This window comes from Lactobacillus sp. ESL0677 (genome assembly GCF_029392875.1).
Taxonomy (GTDB): Bacteria; Bacillota; Bacilli; order Lactobacillales; family Lactobacillaceae; genus Lactobacillus.
The window spans coordinates 247,986-274,025 of record NZ_CP113946.1; the positions used below are offsets into that span (position 1 = coordinate 247,986).

Here is a 26,040-nt window from a genome sequence, read left to right on the forward strand (position 1 = left end):
AGCATTTTCGGATTGCTGTTATTTGTTAATTGTTAAATTTTATGGCAAATCATTGCCGGCTGCTAAATAAATATCGTACCACTCTTGAGCGGTTAAGCTAATATCGGCTCCCTTAGCACTATCAATGATATGTTCTGGGTTCATTGTACCGATAACCACTTGAATTTTAGCAGGATGGCGCAAAATCCATGCCGCTGCAATGGCATTCTTGGAAACACCCTTTTGGTCGGCTAATTTTTGCAAAGCCGCGTTTACTTCAGGAAACTTAGGATTGTTGATAAAGTTACCTTCGATTTGTCCATATTGAAATGGTGACCATGCCTGAACGGTCATGTTGTGCAAGCGTGAATAATCAAGTACGCCGCGATCATGGTCAATGCTGCGCGCATCAGTCATATTCGTATGGATACCAAAGTCAATTGGTCCAGTGTGCATCACGCTGAATTGCAGTTGGTTAATCAGTAGCTTTTGGCTGATACCTTGTTGTAATAGTGCAACTTGCATTGGGTTAAAGTTAGAAACACCGAAGTGGCGCACTTTTCCTGCAGTTTGTAATTCGTCAAACGCAGCACCAATTTCTGCTGGATCCATTAAGGCATCGGGTCGATGCAACAAGAGACTATCAAGGTAATCAATTCTCATTCTGGTTAAAATGCCATCAACGGCCTCAATAATATGCTTTTTTGAAAAATCATAACGGGTAGTTTTGTAATCTAGCTCCGGATTTTCGTAAATACCAGTTTTAGATTGAATGTAAAAATCATCGCGGGTTAGTGACGATTGCTTAAATGCCTTGCCAAAAACTTCTTCGGACCTGCCATGACCGTAAATATCGGCCGAGTCAATATAATTAATCCCGGCGTCATGCGCAGTGTCTAAAGCAGCTATGGCCTCATCAGTTGTGAGTGCATTCATCCGCATAATACCTAAAGCAATGGCCGAGCCAGTAAAGTTTGTTTGACCAATTTTAATTTGTTTCATAAGAGTACCTCCATACGATTAGTATAAGTCTTTTTAGACTGAAAAATAAAATAAGTGGATGGTATTTGGTAATAAACATAAAAGGAAACATTTTTGATAATTTTGCACCTAATATTTCACTAAACAAGAACTTTATGCTAAAAAAATATCCAAAAATCAAAATAACACGAATTATTTAATAAAATTATATTGAAATTTTACATTTACAAGTTTACAATTAGCACGAATTATCAATTGGTGACTTATGAGTGGTTAATAATTAACTAAATATTTGCTAATTTGTGGGGTAAAAAAGTGTATAAGAAAAAAGGATTTATTTTTGCAATTGTGGGAACAGCCTGGCTGTTTGATGCAATGGACGTTGGCTTATTATCGTTTATTATGCCGATTGTACATAAAGAATGGGCATTAACTAATTCACAAACAGGATTAATTAGTTCAATTAGTACGATTGGAATGATTTGTGGTGGCTTTTTCTTCGGTTATTTAGCTGATCGAATTGGTCGCAAAGACACATTAATGTTGTCGCTACTAACGTTTTCAATTGGTAACTTTGTTTTGGCGTTTGCTCAAGGCTTTGATTCATTTTTAATAATTCGCTTCTTTGTTGGCATGGGTCTTGGTGGTGAGCTGCCAGTTGCAGCGACCTATGTTTCTGACTTATATAGTGGTACTAAAAGATCACGAATGTTAATTTTGGCTGATAGCTTTTGGGCTTTAGGCTGGTTAGTTGCGTCATTTTTATCGTTTGCATTGAATGGTGTTTTATCTTGGCGTGGTTTACTAATCGTAACGGCAATTAGTGCATTTTTTGCAATTGTTGTGCGTAAGCAAGTACCAGAAATTAAGCAGCCAGCTAAAAAAGAACGTCATTTTGCCATTGGCAAATTTTTAAACTTTAAAACAATGATGTTGTGGTTGGCTTGGTTTATGGTCATGTTCAGCTATTACGGAATGTTTATGTGGCTACCAGGAATCATGACAAGTAAAGGTAACAGTGTGGTAGATAGTTTTGGTTATTCAGTAATTATTATCGTTGCGCAATTACCCGGATACTTTACTGCTGCTTGGCTTACTAAAAAAATAAATCTACGTTATATTTTTGCAATTTATATGATTGGAACAGCAATTGGTGCCGTTTTATTTGGTCAGGCACAAACTCCAGTTGCAACGGTAATTTGCGGCTGCATTTTATCTTTCTTTAATTTGGGTGCTTATGGGACGATTATTGCTATTACACCGAGCATTTATGAACCTGCAATTAGAGGAACAATGACAGGATTAGCTGAAGGAATTGGTCGAATTGGCGCAGTAATCGGGCCACTACTGGTAGGAGTATTAATTGACCAAAAGATTGGAATTAACGTAATTTTTGTTATTTTCATGGTTTCGTTAATTATTGGAGCTGCAGCAATGCTGTTAATACCGACTGTTAAGAAGCAAGCATCAATTAATGAGGATTAATAATGAATAATCTATTATTACGGCAGAAACTAATTAGCTTTTTAGAGGAAGATCTTGAAAAAGGTGATTATAGCAGTCAATTTTTAACTGGAAAAAAGATCAGTGGTCATTTTGTCGCCAAACAAGATGGCGTTATCTGCGGGCAACAAGTACCACAGATTGCTTATGATCTATTAGGTCAGGCTAACTATCATCCGTTAGTAACTGATGGTACTTTTGTCAAAAAAGGGATGCAAATTGGTGAAGTGACAGGTGATGCGGCAGTTATTTTGAGCGCTGAACGAGTGGTATTAAATCTTATTCAACGAATGAGTGGCATTGCTACTATTGTTAAAAAGGCCATTCAACTTTTAGATGACGATTCGATTAGAATTACGGACACGCGTAAGACCGCGCCAGGATTGCGGATGTTTGATAAATATGCTGTTAGAATTGGCGGGGGAGTTAATCATCGCTTCGGCTTGACTGGTGGTGCCATGCTTAAGGATAACCATGTTGCGCTGATGGGAGGAGTTCAAAAGGCAATTACTGCATTAAAGGCTGTCCAAGGACCGTTGACTCCAATTGAAGTTGAGGTTGAATCATTATCAGAATTAAAGGAAGCAATTGCAGCTAAGCCAACAACAATTATGTTTGATAATCAAACGCCAGCTACAATTAAGGAATGGGTTCAGTTGGTCCCTAATGAAATCGTTACTGAAATTTCTGGAGGTGTTAATTTGACCAATTTGGCTAGTTATCGTGGTTGTGGTACTGATTATATTTCAATGGGATGTTTGACTAATGATGTAACTCCTATTGATATTAGCTTTTTAGTACAAGGTGTCTATAAGTCAGGTGCAATTAAGTAGTCTTCTCAACTTTTCTGGATAATGGTAAAATGAATTCTGATTACCAGCCTTTAATTATAAGAAAGGGAACACAATTTATGAATACTAAGGAAGATTATATTAAGCAGCTAGACTTGGAACCACACGCTGAAGGTGGCTGGTTTAAAGACATTTCTCACAGTCCGGACAAGTATTTTGCTCCGGAAAGTAACGGTGAACGATATCGCTACACCTCAATTGAGTTTTTACTTGATGCCAGCAGTCCATCACATTTACATAAGTTAAACCACGATGAAATCTGGTTTTATCATGATGGCCAGCCAATTACAATCCATTGTATTAGTGAGACTGGTAAATACTGGACGGTAAAATTGGGCAAGGACATTAAGAATGGCGAGGTTTTGCAATACAGTGTACCGCAGAATACGATTTTTGGTGCTGAAGTAGAAGGCGGCGAAGGCTTTTGTCTTGTAAGCTGCGTGGTAGCGCCGGGCTTTGATTATCATGACTTCATTTTATATAGTCGGCAAGAATTGCTAACCAAGTATCCTAAATTAACTGATGTCATTACGCGGATGACAGTTGCTGAAAAATAATGGATAAAAGAGTACTTCTGAAAATAGGAGTACTCTTTTAATTTGTGGAAAAATCCAGTTATAAATTTTATCAACAGGAAATGCACATAGCCTGTGTAAAAAAATCATGATTGAACTAAAAATCGGCTAACTAAGGTAAAGCTGGCAACAAAATTAAAGTTATCAACAGAAAATGTGGATAATAATTTTTAAAGAGTGCATTACTATTTGTAACCTGTGCATAAATAAAATCACATACTTATTATTTTAATTAATTTTTCAAAATAATTTTATTTTTAATGAAAATCAGCTTATAATGTAGTCTATATTAACAATTTTATCGACAGAAAGGAAAAATAGTTATGAACAAAATAGGTATTATCGGTGATGGGCATGTTGGTTGTACTGTGGCACATCAGTTGATTGTTTCTGGATTAGTAGACGATTTGGTATTGATCGATGAAAACGAAGGCAAAGTTAAGGCAGATGCACTTGACTTTGAGGACGCAATGGCCAACTTACATTATCATGCAAATATTACGGTTAATGATTATGCGGCTCTTGGGGATGCAGATATTATTATTAGTGCAATGGGCAATATTAAGTTGTCCGCAAAAGATCGCTTTGGCGAGCTACGGTATAATAAGCCGCGCATGACGGCAGTTACTGATGGCATTAAGAAGAGTGGCTTCAATGGGATTATTATTTGTATTTCGAACCCCGTTGACGTAATTACGGGTTTATATCAAGAATTGACAGGCTTGCCGAAGAATCATGTCTTTGGAACAGGAACTCTGCTTGATACCGCACGAATGAAGCGTGCTGTTGGTAAGAAGACGGGCGTTGATCCCCGCTCAGTTATTGGTTTTACACTTGGTGAACACGGTGACTCGCAATTTACTGCTTGGTCAACGGTTAAAGTTTTGGAAAAGCCATTTATTGAAACTGCTAAGAAGAATTCTTGGAGTTTGGATGAGATGAATGAGGAAATCAAGCAGGGTGGCTACACGGTCTATGCTGGTAAGCAATATACTAATTTTGGTATCGCAGCAGCAGCCGTGCGCTTAGTTGAAGCTGTCTTGAGCGATTCACGTACAGAAATGCCGGTATCCAATTACCAAGAAGAATACGGAACATATATGTCCTATCCTGCAGTAGTTGGTCGAGATGGTATCGTGCAAAAGGTTGAATTGAATCTGACTGATGAGGAAAAGAAACAGCTGAAGCAAACTGCCGAAACTATTAAGGAAAAGGCAAAGAAAGAAATTTAGTGAGATAAGTAACAAAAAATCAGTGAGCTGATAAAAGTTCACTGATTTTTTTGTGTAAAATTTTAAAGAATTATTGAGTATTTTGAAGTTCACATAAAATCGCATACCATCTTGGCTGCAACCAGATTTATGCCTTATAACTTGGGGTATTTTCTGGTTCGGCAAGTATTAGTTGCGTAAATGTTAGTTGCTTTTTACCGTAATGATTAAAATAGTTGCTTGCTTATTTAAACTATTATGACAAACTAAATGAGTAACAATTTAGGAGGATAAAAGATGATTAAATTTGCAGAACAATTAAAAACTTATCGTAAAAGTAATGCTCTGTCTCAGGATGAACTTGCAGCTAAATTACTTATTAGTAGACAAGCCATTTCTAAATGGGAATCTGGTGATTCAACACCTGATTTGGATAATGTAGTCAAGTTAGCAGAAATTTTTAATGTTAGTCTAGATGATTTGGTATTAGGTATAAAGACAGACTCGAGAATAGATGAAACGCAGTTTGTCTTTAATCCACAAAAAAATAAATATGTTCGGCGCTATGGCACGATGAATTTTTGGGATTTCTTAAGTCATTTTTGGTGGTTACTTCTCATATTCACAATTGTGTTACTTTTTAAGCTTTAGTTATAAGATAAGAAATTAGTTTAGAAGGAAATATATGCTAATAGTTGATAAACTGAATGTCTTTATTGGACACGACAAAATTGTTAATCAGGTTACTTTTAATATTAAGTCTGGAGAAGTTGTTGGTTTAATTGGTCCAAATGGAGCTGGCAAAACAACGATAATGAAAACTATTCTGGGGCTAACAAAATTTACTGGTGAAGTTAAAGTAAATAACCAAAAAGTTACTGAAACTAATCATCATGCATTGGCAAATGTAGGTGCACTAATAGAGCATCCAGCAGTATATCCCTTTTTAACTGGTAGGCAGAACTTAGAGCTATACAGTCAGCAATCATCAGACATGGATTACTTGATTACTGTGCTTGAAATGAATAATTATATTGATACAAAAGCTTCAGGATATTCTTTAGGAATGAAACAAAAACTGGGAATAGCAATTGCTTTTTTAAATACGCCACAATTAATTATTCTTGATGAACCAATGAATGGCCTTGATATTGAGTCGACAATTAAAGTTCGGCAACTTATATATCGTTATACTAAAACTGGGACAGCATTTTTAATTTCCAGTCATATTTTAAGTGAGCTACAAAAAGTGATGACTAGGGCAATTTTAATTAATAATGGCCAAATTATTATGAACCAAGAGGTAACAAAATTTAATCATTTTATCCAGCAAGATTATAAATTGATGACTGAAAATAATTCTCTTGCAGAAGCTGTACTTGAAACTAAAAAGATTAATTTTGCTAGACGAGATAATTATTTGCTAGTAAAACCACAGAATCTGTATCAAATTCAAGATGAACTTTTAAAGCAAAATATCCATTTACGAGAAATGTCACCAGTAACAGCTGATTTTGAGCAAATTGTAGTTAATATTTTAGCTAACCAAAGGGAAAAGCATGATTAGAAGCTTAAAAGAAGAAATTTATAAATTTATCCATCAAAAGAACTCACTGTATGGTCTAGTTGCTTTAGTATTGCTGATGATTTATAGTGCGCTAACTTCTAAGACTAATGCTGATAGTTTAATATCAGTTTTTGGCGCAATTGAATGGATACCAATTATTTTGATTGCAATTGGTTCGGCTTTTTTTGCAATGGAATACAGCAATAATACTATTTTGCTATTGCTATATAAAAATTCTGAAAGATCAAAAATTTATATTGCAAAATTTTTGACCATTTTACTGTATGGCATAGTATTGGCTACTACTTCAATAATTACTGCTCTTCTACTAAGTATAGTTTTAAAGAGTAGACAATATAATTTATTTACAGTGATTGCTGGAAAAACAATCTTAATTCAACTTGGTTTAAATATTTTAGGAATGATAATTTACTCGCTTTTTGCTGTGGCCATGTCCTTTATGCTAATTATGTTGATAAGAGTTAATGCTGTAGTTATTTGTATTGGGCTAGCTTGGGGCTTCTTTGGTACTAGCTTGTCAACAGCTTTAATGAAGACTCTTCCAACAATTAGTAACATTTTAAAATGGAATCCGTTAAATATGGTTTTTATTTCTCAACAATTATCAAAGCCCCATTATTACAGAGTTTCTCAGTTAAGTAATTTGCAGTTGATCATGGGAACACTTTTTTATAGCTTGCTTTTTGCAATTCTAGGTTACTTATTATTTAGACGGCGAAGAGTGTAGTTTTTGTGAAATGAGATAAAAAATGATTCTTAATATTAAACAAGAGTTTTATAAACAACGACATAAAAGAATTATATGGTTTATACCTGTAATTCTCTTAATATTAATGATAATGGCTTCATGTACTTTGGGATATGGAGAATCGAAGCGCCTGTTGATGACCTGTTATGATGCACCAGACTGGATAATGTTTATTTTAGTAATTATTGGGTCAACGATGTTTTCGATGGAATTTCAAGATAATGCAATTTTGACAATATTGTATAAAGCTTCTAAAAAATTAGACGTTTACCTATCTAAATATATTGTTGTTATTACCTATGATTGCTTTTTACATGCATTAGCAATTATTTTTACCATTGGTCTGAAGTCGATAACTCTGGGTACCACAATAACTTGGATTACTATTTATGAATATAATCAACCAATTTGGCTAAATATGCTTAATACAATGTTAATAGATTTGTTAACGACGATGCTGATTATCAGCTTAGTGTTTTTGTTATCTTGCTTGATTACTAGTAATGCAATTGTGATTACAACTAGTTTTTTGGTTATCTTTTTAGGACAAGCAGTTTCAGCGAATTTATTAAATTTAGGCAAGTTTGTTAATGTGCTTAAATGGAATCCATTAAATATGGTTAGCCTAACTAGGCAATACTATAACTTTGCAATGTACTATTCGACAACTCACCTTGAAAATGTACAAATTATATTAGGGACGTTGGTATACTTACTAATATTTTTTATTCTTGGTTACATGATTTTTAGGAAAAGTAATTATAATTAAGCTGTATTTTTTAATCAGTCGAAATAATAAAATTTTTAACTAATATTCGGTTAATTAGTTTAGTTTTAAATAATAGTTTGCCAAAAAGGTGGTAGTAAGAAATTACCGCCTTTTTGTTTTGTCTTTGTTAATGCTAAAACAGAAACATTAAATCATATTTTGGGTAAATAATTAACTATTCAAGCAGTAAAAGCGAATATTAACTTTAAAAAGTAACTTACTTTTAATAAATTACGAATTTTTATTAAGAAAAGATAGTTGTGCTAAAACGTAATTTATCTTAAAATTAGGGAGGAAAACAAACAGTTAATACAAGATATAGTGGTGCGAACGTATGGATGATAACAAATTCGTTGAAGTAAAAAATCTCAGGAAAGTCTACGATAACGGGTACGAGGCCATTAAGGACGTTAGCTTTTCTGTTAAAAAGGGGGATCTGGTTTGTCTTTTGGGACCATCTGGCTGTGGTAAAACAACTATTTTGAATATATTAGCAGGCCTGCTTAGTCCAACTGCTGGTGATATTTTATTTGGTGGCAAATCAGTAGTGCAGATTGCGCCTAAAGACCGGCACATTGGTTATGTTTTTCAAAACTATGCTTTGTATCCGCATATGACGGTTCTTCAGAATGTCATGTTCCCGTTAGTAGTTGGCAAGCAAAAGAAGTCGAAGACGGAAGCAGAGCAAATTGCGCGCAAGTATATGGAACTGACACAGATTACAGATTTAGCCGAAGAAAAGCCGGGCAACTTATCAGGTGGCCAGCAGCAGCGGGTGGCAATTGCGCGGTCATTAGTTCAGGAACCGCAGATTTTATTAATGGATGAGCCGCTATCTAACCTTGATGCTCGTCTGCGCTTGAAAATCCGTGAAGAAATTCGTTCATTAGTTAAGTCGGTGGGGATTACAACGCTATTTGTCACTCACGATCAAGAAGAAGCTTTATCAATCGGCGACAAGATTATTCTCTTCAATGATGGTGTTATTCAGCAGGATGATTTGGGACAAAACTTTTATTTGGAACCGAATAATTACTTCGTTGCTAACTTTGTTGGTAATCCTGTGATTGATAATTTCAAGGTTACTAAAATTGCTGATGAATTGCAGGGTAGTGATTTTACAATAAAATTGGCAGAGCTGGAGCAATCACGATTTAAGCGCAACTTGCCAGATGGTGAATATACATTGTCGGTACGACCAGAAAATATTATTCCGCAAGAAGATGGTGTCTTGGCAACCCAGATTGATGATGTCGAGTTAATCGGTCGTGAACGAATTTTGAAGTTTACCCATGATGATGTTCAGGCACGGTCATTGGTGAATTTAGAATCGGCATTAAGGCGCGGCGACCAAATCAAATTGGCGTTGCGACTTGACCGCATCTTTCTCTTTACTCCTGAAGGAGAGCGCGTGTACTAATGAAGACAAATCAAAAAAAGGCGTGGTTGTTCTTAGCGCCGACAATTATTTTTGTTACGTTGTTCAGTATTTATCCGATCTTGCGTGCCTTCGGCATGAGCTTGCAAAAAGGTTCATTAATTGACTTAACATGGACTGGCTTCAGCAATTATCAGTATATCTTTCATGATCCTGAGTTTTGGCTGGCTATTAAAAATACAATTTTGTACGCCGTTATTTCGGTGCCAGTCGGTTTAGCGATTTCGATTATGCTAGCGTGGATTATTTTTAGCAAAGTTAAGCATAAGAGCTTCTTTGAAACGACGTTCTTTATGCCATATGTAACTTCAACAATCGCGATTGGGATTGTCTTTCGTTATATTTTTAACGGAGACTACGGGATGTTGAACTTTATCCTGCGCTGCTTGCACCTGCCAGCACCGGATTGGATTGATGATCCGGCAATGTCGTTGATTACGATTATTATCTTTGGCATTTGGTCAGGATTAGCCTTTAACATCGTTATTTTGATGGGAGCACTGCGCAACATTGACCCGAACTTTTACACAATTGCCGATATGTATGGTGCGAGTGGCAAAGACAAGTTCTGGCGGATTACGATGCCCGAATTAGTGCCAACCATTGCCTTTTTGTTAACGATGAATATTATTGGTGCCTTTAAAATTTATACTTCGGTTTATGCCTTGTTCAACGGGCAAGCCGGGGTTGGTAATTCCGGTACAACCGCGGTTTTCTATATTTATAACAAATTCCAGATTGTTGGCACACCGGGTGTAGCAATGGCGGCAACAGTTGTCTTATTTTTAATTATTTTGTTTGCGACATTCTTGCAGCGCAAAATGATGAAGAAGATCGGAGAAAATTAAATGAAGAAACTACGTTGGGGTGTGTTATTCAGTTATCTTATTTTGTTTATCTTCGCAATTATTACGGTTTTTCCGTTCATTTACATGCTGCTGGGTGGGCTAATGAGCTTTCAAGAGACGACGTCAATCCCGCCGACGCTCATTCCGCATCACTTTGAATGGAGTAATTATGCAAAGGTCTTCGCTCAAGCTCCTTTTGCACGGTACTTTTTCAATACAGTGCTGACTGCTAGTATTACAACGATTGTCAGCTTATTTAATTCACTGCTTGGTGCATTTGCAATGGTTAACCTGCACTTTAAGGGCAAGGGCATTGTGCAGATAGTGCTGCTTTCGTTATTAATGGTGCCGGGAGAAGCGATTATTTTTACCAATTACAATACGATTGCCCATATGGGATTGCTCAATACTTATATTGGGTTGGTGTTGCCGTTTTTAACGTCAATTTTTTACATGTATTACCTGCAAAGTTACTTTGGCTCGATTTCGGAGACAATTTATAAAGCAGCCATGATTGATGGGGCTAGTGATTGGGAGTACATTTGGAAAATCTTGGTTCCGATGTCTAAAGGTGGTCTATTTACTGTTGGCCTGCTTAGCTTTATTTCCGGTTGGAATTCATTTCTGTGGCCACTCTTAGTAACTAATGAAGATACAATGCGGCTGCTGAACAATGGGTTATCGACTTTTGCGTCAGATGCTGGAAGTGAAACCCAACTGCAGCTAGCGGCAGCAACGCTGACGGTTTTACCAATTTTGATTTTGTACTTTATTTTTAGAAAACAGATTATCCAAGGAGTGGTACGTAATGACCTTAAAGGATAAGACAACGATTACTTTTTATAATGGTTTGACAACAATTGGCGGACCAATGATTGAGGTTGCTTATAACAAGTCACATGTGCTGTTTGACCTAGGTGAAGTTTTTCGGCCAGAATTAAACTTGCCCGATGAAAGTTATGCAACTTTAATTAAAAATCAGCTAATTGGGGATGTGCCAGACTTTTATGATCCACAACTAACGGGCAAGGCGATTAATCATGAGCGTTGGGAGCATGTGGCTGCGTACATGTCGCATTTGCATCTTGATCACAGTAAGGCAATGAACTTTTTGGCACCAGAAATACCTCTTTATGCTGGACCGATTACTGCCAAAATGCTGCCGGCATTAAATGAGTTAGGCAATTTTCTGCTGCCGGCTGCAGGACATGCGGCTAATTATACGCGGCCAATTATTGCGGCAGAATATCGTCAGCCAATCAAGGTCGGCGACATTACCCTTGAGGTATGGCCGAGCGATCATGATGCCTATGGGGCAACTGGCTTAATTGTGACAACCCCTGATAAGAAAATTGCCTATACTGGCGATATTCGACTTCATGGTTATCACCCCGACTGGGTGCACCAATTCTTAGCAGCTGCTAAAGGTAGTGATGTGCTCATTATTGAAGGCACTGGAGTTTCTTGGCCCGAAGAGCGGCATGACCAAAATAGTGAAGAATTTACCGGTCCGAAGAATGAGCGGGAATTAACGGAGCAGATTGTTACACTTCAAAGAGAAAATCCAGAACGCCAGATGACTTTTAACACTTATTCAACTAATGTTGAACGCTTGTTAAGAATTATTAGTGATTCGCCCCGGCAAGTCGTATTGCATGCGTCACGGGCGCACTTGCTTAAAGAATTGGGTGAGGCTTATCCATATTATTACTTGCCACAGGATGAAAAGTTTGCTGACTTACAACCAGAACTAGCAATTCCTTACCAAGAATTGTTAGCTGATAAGGGCAAATACTTGTGGCAGGCAGTAGCTGACTTTGACAAGTTGCAAGAAGGTGGCATCTATATTCATTCAAATGCAGAACCGTTGGGTGAGTTTGATCCTGCTTATCGGCCATTTGTTGAACAATTTGCGACAAAGAAGATTGAGTTTAAGGCATTGCGCTGTTCTGGTCATGCGGATGTTAAAGAGCTCAAGGAAATTATTGCGGAGGTTCAGCCAGCAATACTGATTCCGGTGCACACATTGCATCCGGAGCTGGAAGAGAACCCATTTGGGAAGCGGATTTTACCTGAGCGTAACCAAACAGTTACGTTTTAGTGAATCAAAATTTATTGTTTAGTTTTATTTTGGGAGGTTTACCAAATGAAGTTTAGTAAAAAACTAGCAGTGGCCTTTGCTACCGGTTTGGTGTTAATAGGGACAGCTGCATGTTCTAATGGTAGCAATTCTTCTTCGTCATCAAGCACGGATAAGATTCCGACAAAGATTACCAAGAAGACCAATATTGTTTTCTGGCACGGGATGACTGGTGTCCAGCAGGCAACATTGAAGAAGCTGACACAGGAATTTGAGCAAAAGAACCCGAAGATTACAGTTAAGTTGGAAAATCAAGGTGCGTACAATGATTTACAAGCCAAGATTAATTCAACACTGCAGTCACCAAATAACTTGCCTACAATTACGCAGGCTTATCCAGATTGGTTGTATACAACTTCGAAGAACAAGCTGCTGGTTGACTTAAAGCCATATATTAATAATAAAAATATTGGCTGGGGCTCAAGCAGTGCTTCTGATATTACGCCGGCATTACTTTCAGGTGCGCAAATAGGCGGCGTTCAATACGGTATTCCATTCAATAAGTCGATTGAAACTTTGACCTACAATGCTGATATGTTTAAGAAGTATGGCATTAAAAGGGCTCCAGCAACAATGGCAGAATTAAAGCAAGATGCCGAAACAATTTACACTAAGAGTAACCACAAGGTTGTTGGTGCTGGCTTTGACTCATTATCTAACTACTACGTTTTAGGGATGAAGAATGAAGGCATTGACTTTTCAAGTAAAATTGATTTTGGTGGTGCTACTTCTAAGAAAGTTATCAACTATTATGCTGATGGTATCAAGAAGGGCTACTTCAGAACTGCAGGGTCAGAGCACTATCTTTCAGGACCCTTTGCTAACCAAAAAGTAGCAATGTATATCGGAACTTCTGCTGGTGAAGGCTTTGTTAAGCAAGGTGTAGGAAGCAGATTCACTTATGATGTTGCTCCTCGTCCTGGTAAATACACAATGCAACAAGGGACAGACATTTACATGTTTAAGCATGCAAGTAGTGACCAAAAGGCTGCTGCCTTTCTCTTCATTAAGTTCTTGGTGTCAAAATCAAGTCAGCTTGAATGGGCTAATGCCACAGGTTACATTCCAGTTAACCAAAGTGTAGTTGACTCTAAGGCTTATAAGTCTAACAAGAAGATTAAGCTGCCAGCCAAATTGGAGAGTGCCATGAAGAACTTGTACAGTGTTCCGGTTATCAAGGATGCTGGTGCAGCTTATGGTCAGCTTAACCCAATCATGCAGAGTATCTACGCTGCTGCGCAAAAGAAGCAGAGTACAGACAGTACCATTAAGACTGGTAAGTCAAAATTTGACGCTGCATGGAAACAATAAAAACTAAACATTAATGTAATTATTTACAATAAAAGGATCTATTCCAATTACGGAACAGGTCCTTTTTGTGATGGGAAAATTATTTAGTAAAAGCAAAATATGGACCTAATTCTAGGCACTTAATGATAATATCTGCAATTTCATCAATAGAAGAAGTAGGACTTTTGAAAAACCACCACCTGATGATTTGTAAAGCCGCTGTCGCAAATAAATTAGCCTGTAATTCATCATACTTAGTACATTCTTGTTTTGTCGAAAAAATATACTGCTTAAATTTTTTAGCAAAAGCTATTTCCATCATTGTAAAAACATTTAGTTCAAGATTTTTAGACCAAAGAGTCATTAACCAATCTCGGTGCTGCCACACTGGTAATAATGCAGCCGGTAATTTCTTTTTGTAGTTTTCAATGCTGTTAGTCTCGTCAAGATTAAGAAACGAAATGTCAATGTACTTAGAAAATGCTTTAAGTGTTTCGCGCACCATTGTATCGCGCAGGTCATATTTATCATGATAATATTTGTAAAACGTTGATTTATTAATCATCATTGCGTCTGTTAGATCGCGAATAGTAATTTTAGAAAAGGGCTTATTGCTAACACATTGAGCAAAGCCCTCTTGAATAACTAATTTAGTTTTTTTAACTCGTAAATCTTCTTTTTTCATAATAGTGACCTAAACTAAAAACTTGTTTTACCAGTAAATAAATATACCACAATTTTAATAGTCAAAGTTGCATAACCCGACAAATATATGCAGGTTGTTGCTTAACCTACCATTTGGACTTAATCTAGTGATTTTTTCAAAAGCCTGAACATGATAAATTGGTTGAGGAAAGAGGGAAAACAACGTATGGATTATCAAAAAGTGGCTCAAGAAGTTTTGCGTTTAATGGGTAATGCAGAAAACATTACCCAGATAACACATTGTTCAACGAGATTGCGGATAAATGTTAAAGATATTAATCAAGTAGATCTTGAAAATCTTAAAAAGGTTGATGGTGTAACTGAAGTCATTAACCAAGCTGGACAAGTACAAGTAGTTATTGGAACAGAAGTACCTAAAGTATATGATGAGTTCATGAAATTGCTGCCGGCTAATGAAGATCAGGCTCAAATTCAAAATAAAAAGCAAGAGAAAAAGGGAGGTCTTATTTCCCGATTCATGGACTTTCTTGCCGGTAGTTTTACACCGATTTTGCCCGTTATTATTGGAGCTGGGTTATTAAAGGGATTCATTGCAATTTTTGTAACTGTTCATGTTATTGCGACCAATAGTTTAAATTATCAGATTTTATCCTTTATAGCTGATGCCTGTTTTCAATTTTTGCCTGTATTATTGGCTTATACTTCAGCGAAGAAATTAAATGCTAATCCATTTATTGCGGTAACCTTGGCTGGCGTATTGTTACACCCAACGTTTGCGGCAATGGTTGCTAGTGGCCATTCAATTTCATTATTTGGCTTACCAATTCGGGCTGTTAATTATGGCTCAAGTGTTGTACCAATCATTTTAATAGTTTATGTCCAATCAAAAATAGAAAAATTATTAAACAGTAATTTACCGGATACTGTGGCAATGTTTGTCACACCAACACTTTCCATTTTAGTGAATGCTGTGTTGGGGCTAGCTGTCTTAGGACCAATTGGTAGTTATATCGGTGATTATCTTGGAATTGCAATTGCGTTTTTAAACCATAATGTGCCTTGGCTGGCACCAACAATCCTAGGTGGCTTTTCACCAATCATTGTCATGATGGGGATGCACTATACGTTGTTCCCAATTGCCTTACAATCAATTACCAAGTTTGGCTATGATTCTTTTTTCACGCCGGCTGGGTTAAGTGCTAATATTTCGCAAGCTGGTGCTGGTTTTGCTGTAGCAGTGAAATGTAAGAACAAAAAGACAAAGTCGACTGCGGTTTCAGCAGCATCGACTTCATTATTAGGAATTAGCGAGCCTGTGTTATATGGCGTTAATTTGAAAAATAAGAAGGCACTATGTTCAGCAATAATTGGTGGAACAGTTGGCGGGTTATATGCCGGATTAACTTTTGTTACATCAACAGCAATGGCGAGTCCCGGTATTTTAGCAATTGCACTTTTTGCTAAAACACCAATGAATTTATTAAATGCCATAATTGAAATGCTAATTGCCTTTGGCGTATCATTTGGATTAGGAATGCTACTGATTAACAAAGACGATATTGCAGCAATGGAAGCAAAAAAATAATTTTTAAGAATTGAGGTAGTAAAAATGAAAGAAAATCGTGTATGTGCAGCTTTAGGAATTGAAAAACCCGTTATTCAAGGGGCAATGGCCTTTGTTTCCACTGCAGATTTGGCTGCGGCAGTTTCTAATGCTGGTGGACTTGGCGTTTTAGGACTTGGTTATGCGCCTGAACCCATGATCCGTCAGGAAATTGCCAAGATTAAAACTTTAACTGACAAAAAGTATGCCCTGCAAGTTGACATGACTTCTCCGCGAATTAGTGAGCTTGACAAATATATTTCTGAATATGATATTCCAGTTGTCTATGGCTGCGGGATGCAAGATTGGCCACAAGAAATAGTGACCGAATATACGACAAAATGGCACCAAGAACATCGTAAAGTCATCTTCAAGGCATCGACTGTTGCTGATGCGGTAATTGCCGAAAAAGCTGGCGGCGATGTAATTGCAGTCAAGGGCTGGGAAGGTGGCGGCCACATTTCCTTTGAAAGCACGATGGTTTTAGCAGCTAAAGCCAAGTCAGTCATAACTGCTCCACTAGTAGTTAGCGGCGGGATTGCCAACGGTGACACAGCTGCAGCTGCGATAGCTTTAGGTGCTGATGGAATTGAAATGGGAACAGTCTTTTTGGCAACAGCTCAAGCGGCAATTCATCCTAATGCTAAAAAGGCGCTACTTGCAGCAGGTGATATGTCAACGGTTGAAACCAACTATTCCATTGGGCCAACGCGTGAATTAAAGAACGAATTAACCAAGAGAACTGTTGCCCTTGAACAAGGAACGAGCTTTGCTGAAGCTGCTAAAAAATTGAAGAATGCAGATTCAATTACCATTAATAAGGGGCTTGTTCATGGTGATACAGAAAACGGCGCCATTATGTGTGGTCAAGATGTCAGCTTAATTAACGAACAAAAAGCAGTGACAGAAATTATCGATGGTATTCTTGCTAGTGCCCAAGAGAGAATTAAAGAAATGCAAAATTTTAGTTGGGAATAAATGTCCTAATCTGGTAGTGAATCAAGATTGATTCACTATTTTTTGTTTCAATTTGGTAAAGATTTTAAAAATACTATATTTATAGATTATAATTATTGCATGAAATTTATTGTGAGGTGTTAATAATGAAAATCAATAAGAAAGTTATTTTATTGCTTGGTACAGTTATGTTAGCTGGACCTGCTATGCTAGCAAGTCAGCCTGCTCAAGTTCAAGCTGCAACTGAGCAAACTAATTTGAAAATTAATCATTCACGTGTCTATAACAAGTACGGTCAAAAGCTATGGTCTTATCGCGGTAAAAGCTCGTTAATTACTAGCAAGTCAATTAAGGTTGCTAAGCAGGTAGTACCGACAACTGATCCGAGATCTAAAAATTATTCTTTTCATGATGAGAACTGGGATTGGTATTACTTACCATATAAAATGATTAAGGGAAAAACTTATTATAGTATTGGTCATGGTGGTTATATCAAGGCAGCCAATGTCACCAAGATCAATGGTCAAGCACTTTTGGCAAACCAAGCTACAATTAAGTTGACTAAGAAGATGTTTGATGATCAAAAGGCCAATACGATTGAGGTATATGATGCAGATTTAGGTAAAAAAGTTGCTAAACATTTTACACCGGGTCAAAAGGTTGTCGTGGATGCTGTAACAGATGGTAGTGATATCGATTACCAAATTGACGAAGGCTATTCAATTATGTATCGCATCAAGGGTAGTAACCAATTCTTAGACGAAGATATTGACGATGATGATGTTCTAACGGCAATTTACAGTAAAAAGGATTTACAATTATTGCCGTGCAGTAAGCATATGGCAATTTTGACAACCAAGGATACCAATTATTATACGTACAAAGGCGAAGTAGCTACTCAAAGTGTAATTCCGAATTCGAACTTGGTTATTGTTCCGGATAATACACCAAATTTAGTTGTTCAGGCAATTACTGCCAAGAAGGGCAGAATTGAATATGCAACCAAGGCATTTTATTTACGTGAACCTGGTCAAACTGAACCTGAACTATTTTATCAAGTTGAGTCTACAGTAAGAGACGGTAGCTATGCACTTCTTAAGGCAGCTGATACTAAGTATATCTATGGTATTAAATTATCGCCACTTAATACTAAAGAAGATGCTCTGGCAAATAAACCACTAGCATCAACTGCTAAACGTGTGGAATTAAAACAGTTATTGGATCAAGCTCCAGAAATTAGAGCTAGTGAAAAATATCGTTATGCTAGTTCAAGCAGTTCATATGAGTATTATTTTAAAAAAGCTCAAATTGCCTATGATTCATTAATTAGTACTGATACGGATGTGCAAAAAGCGATTACCGATCTTCAACAAGCAACTACTGCACTTGATCGCGGTAAGCGGGTAAAAGTTAAGGATATCAATCATTTAACCGCTGAAGAAGCTAAAAAGATTCTGCCACTTGCTAACGCTGATGTCCAGACTAAATATCCTAAGGAAAAAAGCCGTTATTATAACGCTAAGTTTAATAAAGATTATACTGAGTTAGATGTTTATTTGTCAGATTATACGGTTAATCCAGCTGTGACCACTAAGGTAGGTAAGTTGAATATCGCAGATTATGTAGAAAAATAAAATATTTTAAGACTGATTGTTTCAACTGACAATCAGTCTTTTTCTGCAGTGATTTTCGCTCATTAAACTAGAACAAACTGTATATTTTTAAATCTTTATCGAATAAAATACGAACCTTATCTATTTTAGAATATAATATTTTTACAAAAACCGAATTTTTACTTAAAATTTTGTTGTAATTTTTCAAAGCTTGCTATACAATTAACAAGAATTATCAATTGACAATTTATTAAGAACAATATAATAAATTATTTGGAGGAAAATCTAAAATGAAATTCGGTAAAAAGCTTGCAACCATTGCAGTAGCGAGCTTGGCTTTAATGGGAACTGCTGCTTGTTCGAAGAGCAATTCGTCAACTTCAACTAATAATAAAATTCCTAAAGTAACTAAGAAAACAACTGTTGTCTTTTGGCATGGAATGCAGGGTGCCCAAGAGAACACTTTGAAGAGTTTGACTAAGGAATTTGAAAAGAAAAATCCTAACATTACAGTTAAGTTAGAGGAGCAAGGTGCTTATAACGATTTACAAGCGAAGATTAACTCAACCTTGCAATCACCAAAGGACCTGCCAACAATTACTCAGGCTTATCCTGACTGGTTAGAGAGTGCTGCTAAGAACAAGGCACTGGTTAACTTGACACCTTACATTAATAACAAGGATGTTGGTTGGGGCAGTCAACAAGCAAGTGGCATTAAGTCCGACTTGCTTGATGGTGCTAAAATTAACGGGACACAATACGGCATTCCGTTTAACAAATCAATTGAAATTTTGATTTACAATCCAGCAATGCTCAAGCAATACGGCGTTAAGAAAGTGCCAACTACAATGGCGGAACTTAAGAGTGCTGCCCAAACAATCTATCAGAAGAGTAAGCACAAGGTAGTTGGTGCCGGCTTTGATGCCTTGGACAATTACTATGTCTTGGGGATGAAGAATGCTGGTCAAAACTTCTCCAGCAAGATTGACTTTGCTGGTAATGAATCTAAGCAAGTCATCAATTACTTTGCCGATGGTGAAAGGGCTGGCTACTTCAGAATGCCTGGTTCAGACAAGTACCTGTATATTCCGTTTACCAATAAGAAGTTAGCTATGATGGTAACCTCATCATCAACAGAAACATGGGTTAAGCAAGCTGCCAAGAAAGGCTTTACTTATGATGTTGCTGCTCGTCCAAGCAAGTACACGATGCAACAAGGAACTGACATTTACATGTTTAATCATGCAACTGCCATGCAAAAATCGGCTGCTTTCATGTATATGAAGTTCTTAGCCTCAGAATCTAGTCAAGCTAAGTGGGCTAAGGAAACTGGTTATATCCCAGTTAACGAAGCTGTAGCTAAGACCAAGAGTTACAAGGCTAACAAGGCATTGAAACTGCCAGCTAAGTTAGAAGATGTGTTGACTACTAACACAATGTACAGTGTGCCAGTGATTAAAGATTCTGGTGCAACTTACAGTCAATTGCCAGCAATCATGCAATCAATCTTGGCTGCTGCCCAAAAGAAGCAGAATGTTAATAATGCAATTAAGACGGGTAAGACTAAATTTGACGCTGCATGGAAGCAATAATAAATAAGACATTTTATAAAAAAACAGACCAAGAGGTCTGTTTTTTATTTATTGTTTTTTGCTTGAATGGTAAGATAAATAAGGCATAAGAATTGGTTATTGTAGACCAATTAATTTAAAAAGCCAGGGGTGAGAACGGTGATTAGAGAGCAATCTTTTCCTGTGGAAACTGAGTATAGATGGTATGACATCAGTAATTTGAGTGAGGAAGACAGCAATCGGCTGCAGGATGATTTTAGTTTCACCCCAGACATGATTTCTTATATTTCTGACCGTCACGAGCGACCGCACTACGATTACGATACTCATACACAAATTCACTTGTTGGTTTACGATGTGCCGATTTGGCCGACCAAGTCAATTAAGCATTTTACGTCACACCCGATTACTTTTTTAGTATCTGGTGAAAATATTTTTACGTTTCATACTGAGTCAACTAGTTATGTTTTTGACGAGTTTAACGACCGACCGATGAGGCGTAAGTTGGCTCAAGCGCAAGATGTAACGGAACTGTTAATGAAGTTTTTACTGTTTTCATCGCAATATTTCCAGCGGGCTGTCACGCAGTTGGATGTCGAACGCAATAGCTTGGACCAAAAACTGTCTGATGATATTGATAATCATGATTTGGTTGAATTATCAAACATTGAAAAGAGTTTGGTTTATCTTTCCAGTTCCATTCAAACAAATTTAATGATGCTTAAGAGCTTGAAAAAGTCTAAGTTGAGTTTTACTAAGTATGCCGGTGAACGACTGGATGATGTCTTAATTGAGTCTAATCAGGCTGCCGAAATGGTGAAGATTTCTCAGCAGGTAACGGCAACGTTGTCAGCGACTTCCAATAATATGATGAACAACAACTTGAACGATACGATGAAGTTCTTAACGGTCTGGTCGCTAGTGTTGACAATCCCGACAATTCTAACGGGATTTTACGGGATGAATGTTAGCTTGCCGGTGGGACATAAGCCATCAGACTGGATTACGATTACTGCTTTTGCCATTTTCTTAATGGTTTGGTTAATTGTGTTAATGAAGCGACATCATTTCTTCTAAATTGAGGCTAATTTATGAAAAACAAAATTTTGGTTGGTTCATTAGTTGCGACTCTTATATCGTTTCTGCTTTATTTAAATAATTTAAATCATGTTGAAAATACCAGTGTGCGCATTGTTAATTCGCGGCAAAGCAAGGTAGTTAAAAATAAGAAAGCGGCTAAAAAGAGCCGTGAACCTAGTGTTGATGAGGTCGAATACGCTGCCGATGTTAAAGTTGAGTCTGGCAGCGACAAGGACTGGGCCCGGCAAATTGAACAGGTGATGGGTAAGGACAAGAGTTATCAGGTTAGTGTGCAGGATTTAAACTCGCGCAAGTTTGCCCGCGTTAATAATACAATTAAGGCACATGGCATAACTGTAAGCAGCCGGCTGTATTTACTTGCTGCAATTTACTATCAAGAGCAGCACGGTAAATTGACATCGCACACGGCAATCAAAATTAAGAAGGCTGATCGCGTCAAGGGTGAACAAATGCTAAAGCTCGGCTATGCTTATGGGATTGCTTACTTGAAGCAGGCGATGATGCACGGCAATAAGACCGCTGCTAATGCCTTATTGCGCAAAGTTGGATCACGTAACGTTAACCAAATTGTTGCAAAAATGGGCGCTACTAAGACTGATGTTGGCAAAAAGTTTACTGCTAATCCGATAAGTACAACGACTGCGACTGATTTGACTAGTGTGATGGTTAATTTATATCAGAATAAAACTCTCAGCCGGCAATATGCCAATCTGGCTTTAACCGCGCTTAACTTGGCGCAATCGAAGCCTAAATTAGTTCGCGGTCTTCATGGACAAATTTATGCGGCTTCTGATAGCAAATCTGCAGTGGCAATTGTCCAAGATGGCGGGCACGCATACTGTATGAGTGTGTGGAGCAGTAACGACGTGGCGTTTGCCCGTTTGGGCCGGACGATTAATCATTTCTTTAAATAAGAGTAAATAAAAGTCTTATCTTGGTAAGGCTTTTTTATTTTTGTTTAGATTAATTTACAGCATGTAGATTGTAATCTTCATATTGTAGTGATATATTATTCATCGTGCTAGTAGAGGAGGGGACAATGATTCAAAAAAGGAGCCTTGATTTAAGTAAAGTAATTGCCAAGGCAACAGAGATGATTGAACAGAAGGGCCTTTCTGCAACGACCTTGCCAAACTTGGCCAAGGAGCTTGGCGTGCGGTCACAATCGCTCTACCATTATGTTTCTGGTCGCAAGCAGTTATTATCGCTTGTTGGTGCCAGTCGGATTAAGCTATTAAGTAAACGCTTAGTAGAGAATATTATTGGCTTGTCCGGTGTTGATGCGCTGCTTAAATTTGCGGATATTGTGCGAGATTTTATTTTGCATGATCCTGCGTTGCTCAGTATTTTGTACCATTTAAACGAATATCAACAAGATGACGCGATTAGCCAAGAAATTATCAATGTTATTTCTTTAGCTGAAAAATTAAATTTGCGCCATGATAGCAAGGTATCGCTTCATGCTCTGATTGGTGCAGTCCTCGGTTATGTTTTTTTAGATGTGTCATCATCGTTTACTGATGAAACTAATGAAGAAGCAGATCAGGGTTACCATAAGTTGCTGCTGCAATTAGTGCAGCCAAAACAAGTTTTACAAAATTAGAAAGGAAAAGTAGAGTGCAAAAACTACTGAAAAACCATGTTTTTTCATTGATTGCATGGGTTTTAATTTTAATTGTTTCTGTGATTGCTTTGCCCAATATTACTGGGCTAACACGTGAGCACTCAAATATTTCTCTCCCACAAACTGTCCAAAGTGAAGTGGCGCAAACAATTCAGAATGATTGGGGCCCTAAGCAAAAGGATACTTATCAAATTGCGGTTGTATTTAATAAGGACAAGGGCAAGATAACGGATGATGATAAGGTAGCAATTAACCAAACGATTGATTATCTGAAAAATCATCAGGATAAATATGGCATTAAGCAAGTCTTAGGACCTGAGGATAATATTGCTACCAAGAAGAAGTTGGAAGCAAAAGACGGTACGACTTGGATTATGCAAATTAATGTTGCTAAGAAGCACGCACCAATTAACGATGTGGAAACGCAGTTAACTAGTGCGGTTAAGACCGCTGGTGTGAAGACTTACGTGACGGGCGCGGATGTCTTGCAAAATGCCTTCACTAATTCCATTCAAGAGGGGATTAAGAAGACAGAATTAATTACGGTTATCTTTATCTTTATTGTTTTGGTAATTGTCTTTAGGTCGCCGATTGTACCGCTAATTTCATTATTAACGGTTGGTATATCATTTATTACGGCGTTCTCAATTGTCACTAACTTGGTGGCACATAACAATTTCCCATTTTCCAACTTTACGCAAGTCTTTATGATTATTGTGTTGTTCGGGATTGGAACCGACTATAACATCCTGCTTTACGATAAGTTTAAGGAAGACCTTGGCATGGGGATGGATCGCTATCAGGCGATGAAGAGTGCCCTGAAGGTTGCCGGCAAAACGATTTTGTATTCAGGATCTTCGATTTTAATTGGCTTTACTGCTTTGAGTTTGGCTAAGTTTTCGATTTATCAATCAGCTGTCGGCGTCGCTGTCGGTGTTGCTGTTTTGCTAGTAGTTTTGTTAACCTTGAACCCATTCTTTATGGCTGTTTTAGGTGAAAAAATGTTCTGGCCGGTTAAGAAATTTACCGGTGAACATGAAGATAAATTATGGCATGGTATTTCTAAAGGCACGCTGGCTCACCCAATTGTTTACTTGGCAATTATGGCGGTTGTAGTAATACCGTTTGCTTTGTTATATTCAGGTCACTTAAATTATGATGATACTGATGAAATTGCCAACAATGTTCCGGCTAAAGCTGGGTTGCAAGTAGTTGAAAAGCACTTCTCTAAGGGGATGGCTGAGCCGACTACACTTTACATTAAGAGTAATCACCGCCTTGATAATGAGGCGGACCTGAAGCTGATCGACCAATTGACAAGACAATTGCAGGCTTCCAAGGATGTTTCGTTTGTTACCTCGGTTACTCAGCCTTATGGTGAAAGCATTCAGCAATTGTACGTCAATAATCAGTTGGATACAGTTAATGGTGGTGTTGACCAAGCACGCAGTGGCTTAAACAAGTTAAGCAAGGCCAGCAAGAAGGTGACGCTGGGTGCTAACCAGTTAGCCAACGGTACCGATCAATTACAAAGTGGTACTAGCACCTTACAAGGTGGTTCTAGCAAGTTGCAAAGTGGTAGTCAGCAATTAGCATCTGGGTTAAACCAGCTGAATTCGCAATTATCGTCTAGTTCGCAGTCACTGGCTGGAGCGCAGCAGAGTATTAAGACGAACCTTGAACAAGGCTACAAAGAGAACTTGACTCGCAATGTAGCTAAAATTCCTGGTTTAACGCAAAGTCAGCGGTTAGCAGTAATGCAAGCTGCTGGTGCAGCTCTATCGAAGTCTTGGGCTAGCACTGCTGCAAGTATGCCAGACACTAGTGGTCAAATGGGCCAATTACAATCAGGCGTTGGTAGTTTGGCTTCTGCTTCTAACCAATTAAGTTCAGGTGCTGCAAGTCTTAACAGTGGGATTGGCCAACTAAATTCAAGCGCGGGTCAACTTAGCTCGGGTGCCGGTAAATTGGCGACTAGCACGCCGAAGATTACTTCGGGTGTTGATTCTGTTAATAGTGGTCTAGGTCAAGGAGCTTCGTACTTAACTGGCTTAGCTAGTTCATCTGCAGCTGATACTTTTTACATTCCAACTGAATTTATTAAGTCAGATATGTTCCAAGATTCTGTTAAGGCTTACTTAAGTCCAGATAAGAAGTCAGCAATGTTAATGATGGTCTTTAACTCTAATCCAAGTAGTACCAAGGCAACTAGTGAAGTTGGCGAACTTAGCCAAATGGCTAAGAAGTCGCTGCAGGGAACTCGCTTAGAGAAGGCGACCGTTGCGATGGGCGGCGAAAGTGCCAAAATTGCGGATATTAAGCAGGTGGCTAACGGTGACTTTATTAGAACCGCCGCAATCATGCTCGTTGGAATTGGTATTGCGCTGATTTTTGTTACCCGATCATTATTACAACCATTGTATATTCTTGGGACGCTGCTGATTGCTTACTTCTGTTCACTGTCAATTAGTGAGTGGCTTGTTAAGGCTCTGCTTGGCAATACTATGCTTACGTGGAATACACCGTTCTTTAGCTTCATTATGCTGATTGCCCTAGGTGTTGACTATAGTATTTTCTTAATGACGCGTTACCGCGCAATTGAGGGCGGTAAGCCGAGCGAGCGCATTTTGAAGGCTTGTGGAATTATTGGAACCGTTGTTATTTCGGCAGCCATTATTCTTGGTGGTACGTTTGCGGCATTGATTCCATCTGGGATTCCGACGTTGATTGAAGTAGCGCTGGCGGTGATTATTGGTCTAATTATTCTTGTCTTTATCATGCCAATTACTTTATCAGCAGCGGTCAAGCTGACTTATGAAGGTTTGCATTGGAATCGTAAGAATAAACGAATTAAAAATAGTTAATTAAACTAAAATTGAATGACTCAACTTTGAGTTGTTCAATTTTTTTATTGCGAAAAATAATGATTTTGGTTGTAAACTAATAATTTTGTTTTATCATTAACTTAAAAGTAACTATGGAAT

23 protein-coding genes are annotated in these 26,040 nt (G+C 37.7%); 21 read left to right on the top strand and 2 right to left on the bottom strand.

Annotation, left to right across the window (positions count from 1 at the left end):
* Window positions 1–39: 39 nt before the first annotated feature.
* Window positions 40–981 (bottom strand): aldo/keto reductase, encoded by a 942-nt coding sequence (locus tag OZX76_RS01305; RefSeq protein WP_277180295.1) that lies wholly within the window; start codon window positions 979–981, stop codon window positions 40–42.
* Window positions 982–1,335: 354 nt separating this feature from the next.
* Here OZX76_RS01305 and OZX76_RS01310 point away from each other — a divergent pair, with 354 nt between their 5' ends.
* The 13 genes from OZX76_RS01310 to OZX76_RS01370 all read left to right on the top strand — a co-directional run bounded on the left by OZX76_RS01310 (window position 1,336) and on the right by OZX76_RS01370 (window position 13,942).
* On the top strand, window positions 1,336–2,445 hold the full coding sequence (locus OZX76_RS01310; RefSeq protein ID WP_277133382.1) for an MFS transporter: 1,110 nt from the start codon (window positions 1,336–1,338) through the stop codon (window positions 2,443–2,445).
* 2 nt (window positions 2,446–2,447) lie between these two features.
* Entirely contained in the window at window positions 2,448–3,296 is an 849-nt protein-coding gene (nadC, locus tag OZX76_RS01315) for a carboxylating nicotinate-nucleotide diphosphorylase (protein ID WP_277180297.1), read from the top strand.
* A 77-nt stretch (window positions 3,297–3,373) separates the two neighbouring features.
* Window positions 3,374–3,871, top strand: coding sequence for a cupin domain-containing protein (locus tag OZX76_RS01320; RefSeq protein ID WP_277180299.1), 498 nt, complete (start codon window positions 3,374–3,376; stop codon window positions 3,869–3,871).
* 341 nt (window positions 3,872–4,212) lie between these two features.
* The gene (locus OZX76_RS01325) at window positions 4,213–5,121 is read left to right on the top strand and encodes an L-lactate dehydrogenase (RefSeq protein ID WP_277180301.1); all 909 of its coding nucleotides are present in this window, start codon (window positions 4,213–4,215) and stop codon (window positions 5,119–5,121) included.
* A gap of 276 nt (window positions 5,122–5,397) precedes the next feature.
* Window positions 5,398–5,751, top strand: coding sequence for a helix-turn-helix domain-containing protein (locus OZX76_RS01330; RefSeq protein WP_277180304.1), 354 nt, complete (start codon window positions 5,398–5,400; stop codon window positions 5,749–5,751).
* A gap of 34 nt (window positions 5,752–5,785) precedes the next feature.
* The gene (locus OZX76_RS01335) at window positions 5,786–6,667 is read left to right on the top strand and encodes an ATP-binding cassette domain-containing protein (RefSeq protein ID WP_277180306.1); all 882 of its coding nucleotides are present in this window, start codon (window positions 5,786–5,788) and stop codon (window positions 6,665–6,667) included.
* Window positions 6,660–7,415 (top strand): ABC transporter permease, encoded by a 756-nt coding sequence (locus OZX76_RS01340; RefSeq protein WP_277180308.1) that lies wholly within the window; start codon window positions 6,660–6,662, stop codon window positions 7,413–7,415. The genes OZX76_RS01335 and OZX76_RS01340 overlap by 8 nt, the downstream gene beginning before the upstream one ends.
* Before the next feature lie 22 nt (window positions 7,416–7,437).
* The gene (locus tag OZX76_RS01345; protein WP_277180310.1) at window positions 7,438–8,205 is read left to right on the top strand and encodes an ABC transporter permease; all 768 of its coding nucleotides are present in this window, start codon (window positions 7,438–7,440) and stop codon (window positions 8,203–8,205) included.
* 334 nt (window positions 8,206–8,539) lie between these two features.
* Window positions 8,540–9,625 carry an ABC transporter ATP-binding protein gene (locus tag OZX76_RS01350; RefSeq protein WP_277180312.1) on the top strand — a complete coding sequence of 362 codons (1,086 nt, stop codon included), beginning with the start codon at window positions 8,540–8,542 and terminating at the stop codon, window positions 9,623–9,625.
* Window positions 9,625–10,491 carry a sugar ABC transporter permease gene (locus OZX76_RS01355; protein WP_277180314.1) on the top strand — a complete coding sequence of 289 codons (867 nt, stop codon included), beginning with the start codon at window positions 9,625–9,627 and terminating at the stop codon, window positions 10,489–10,491. The genes OZX76_RS01350 and OZX76_RS01355 overlap by 1 nt, the downstream gene beginning before the upstream one ends.
* A complete protein-coding gene (locus tag OZX76_RS01360) occupies window positions 10,492–11,316 on the top strand; it encodes a carbohydrate ABC transporter permease (protein WP_277180316.1) in 825 nt (274 codons plus the stop codon).
* The gene (locus tag OZX76_RS01365; RefSeq protein ID WP_277180318.1) at window positions 11,300–12,592 is read left to right on the top strand and encodes an MBL fold metallo-hydrolase; all 1,293 of its coding nucleotides are present in this window, start codon (window positions 11,300–11,302) and stop codon (window positions 12,590–12,592) included. The genes OZX76_RS01360 and OZX76_RS01365 overlap by 17 nt, the downstream gene beginning before the upstream one ends.
* 45 nt (window positions 12,593–12,637) lie before the next feature.
* A complete protein-coding gene (locus OZX76_RS01370) occupies window positions 12,638–13,942 on the top strand; it encodes an extracellular solute-binding protein (RefSeq protein ID WP_277180320.1) in 1,305 nt (434 codons plus the stop codon).
* 79 nt (window positions 13,943–14,021) lie between these two features.
* Here the strand turns inward: OZX76_RS01370 and OZX76_RS01375 are convergent, their stop codons facing one another.
* On the bottom strand, window positions 14,022–14,606 hold the full coding sequence (locus tag OZX76_RS01375; RefSeq protein WP_277133359.1) for a hypothetical protein: 585 nt from the start codon (window positions 14,604–14,606) through the stop codon (window positions 14,022–14,024).
* 186 nt (window positions 14,607–14,792) lie between these two features.
* Here OZX76_RS01375 and OZX76_RS01380 point away from each other — a divergent pair, with 186 nt between their 5' ends.
* The 8 genes from OZX76_RS01380 to OZX76_RS01415 all read left to right on the top strand — a co-directional run bounded on the left by OZX76_RS01380 (window position 14,793) and on the right by OZX76_RS01415 (window position 25,920).
* The gene (locus tag OZX76_RS01380; protein WP_277180322.1) at window positions 14,793–16,172 is read left to right on the top strand and encodes a PTS transporter subunit EIIC; all 1,380 of its coding nucleotides are present in this window, start codon (window positions 14,793–14,795) and stop codon (window positions 16,170–16,172) included.
* Window positions 16,173–16,196: 24 nt separating this feature from the next.
* Window positions 16,197–17,168 carry a nitronate monooxygenase gene (locus tag OZX76_RS01385; RefSeq protein ID WP_277180324.1) on the top strand — a complete coding sequence of 324 codons (972 nt, stop codon included), beginning with the start codon at window positions 16,197–16,199 and terminating at the stop codon, window positions 17,166–17,168.
* 125 nt (window positions 17,169–17,293) lie between these two features.
* Window positions 17,294–18,781: a hypothetical protein gene (locus OZX76_RS01390; protein ID WP_277180326.1), complete on the top strand. Its 1,488-nt coding sequence runs from the start codon at window positions 17,294–17,296 to the stop codon at window positions 18,779–18,781.
* 269 nt (window positions 18,782–19,050) lie between these two features.
* A complete protein-coding gene (locus OZX76_RS01395) occupies window positions 19,051–20,352 on the top strand; it encodes an extracellular solute-binding protein (RefSeq protein ID WP_277180328.1) in 1,302 nt (433 codons plus the stop codon).
* Window positions 20,353–20,490: 138 nt separating this feature from the next.
* Entirely contained in the window at window positions 20,491–21,408 is a 918-nt protein-coding gene (locus tag OZX76_RS01400) for a magnesium transporter CorA family protein (RefSeq protein ID WP_277133364.1), read from the top strand.
* A 14-nt stretch (window positions 21,409–21,422) separates the two neighbouring features.
* Window positions 21,423–22,346, top strand: coding sequence for a serine hydrolase (locus tag OZX76_RS01405; protein WP_277180330.1), 924 nt, complete (start codon window positions 21,423–21,425; stop codon window positions 22,344–22,346).
* Between the two features lie 125 nt (window positions 22,347–22,471).
* Window positions 22,472–23,035 carry a TetR/AcrR family transcriptional regulator gene (locus tag OZX76_RS01410; RefSeq protein WP_277133366.1) on the top strand — a complete coding sequence of 188 codons (564 nt, stop codon included), beginning with the start codon at window positions 22,472–22,474 and terminating at the stop codon, window positions 23,033–23,035.
* 14 nt (window positions 23,036–23,049) lie between these two features.
* Window positions 23,050–25,920, top strand: a complete 2,871-nt coding sequence (locus OZX76_RS01415; RefSeq protein ID WP_277180332.1) for an MMPL family transporter — start codon at window positions 23,050–23,052, stop codon at window positions 25,918–25,920.
* Window positions 25,921–26,040 lie beyond the last annotated feature (120 nt).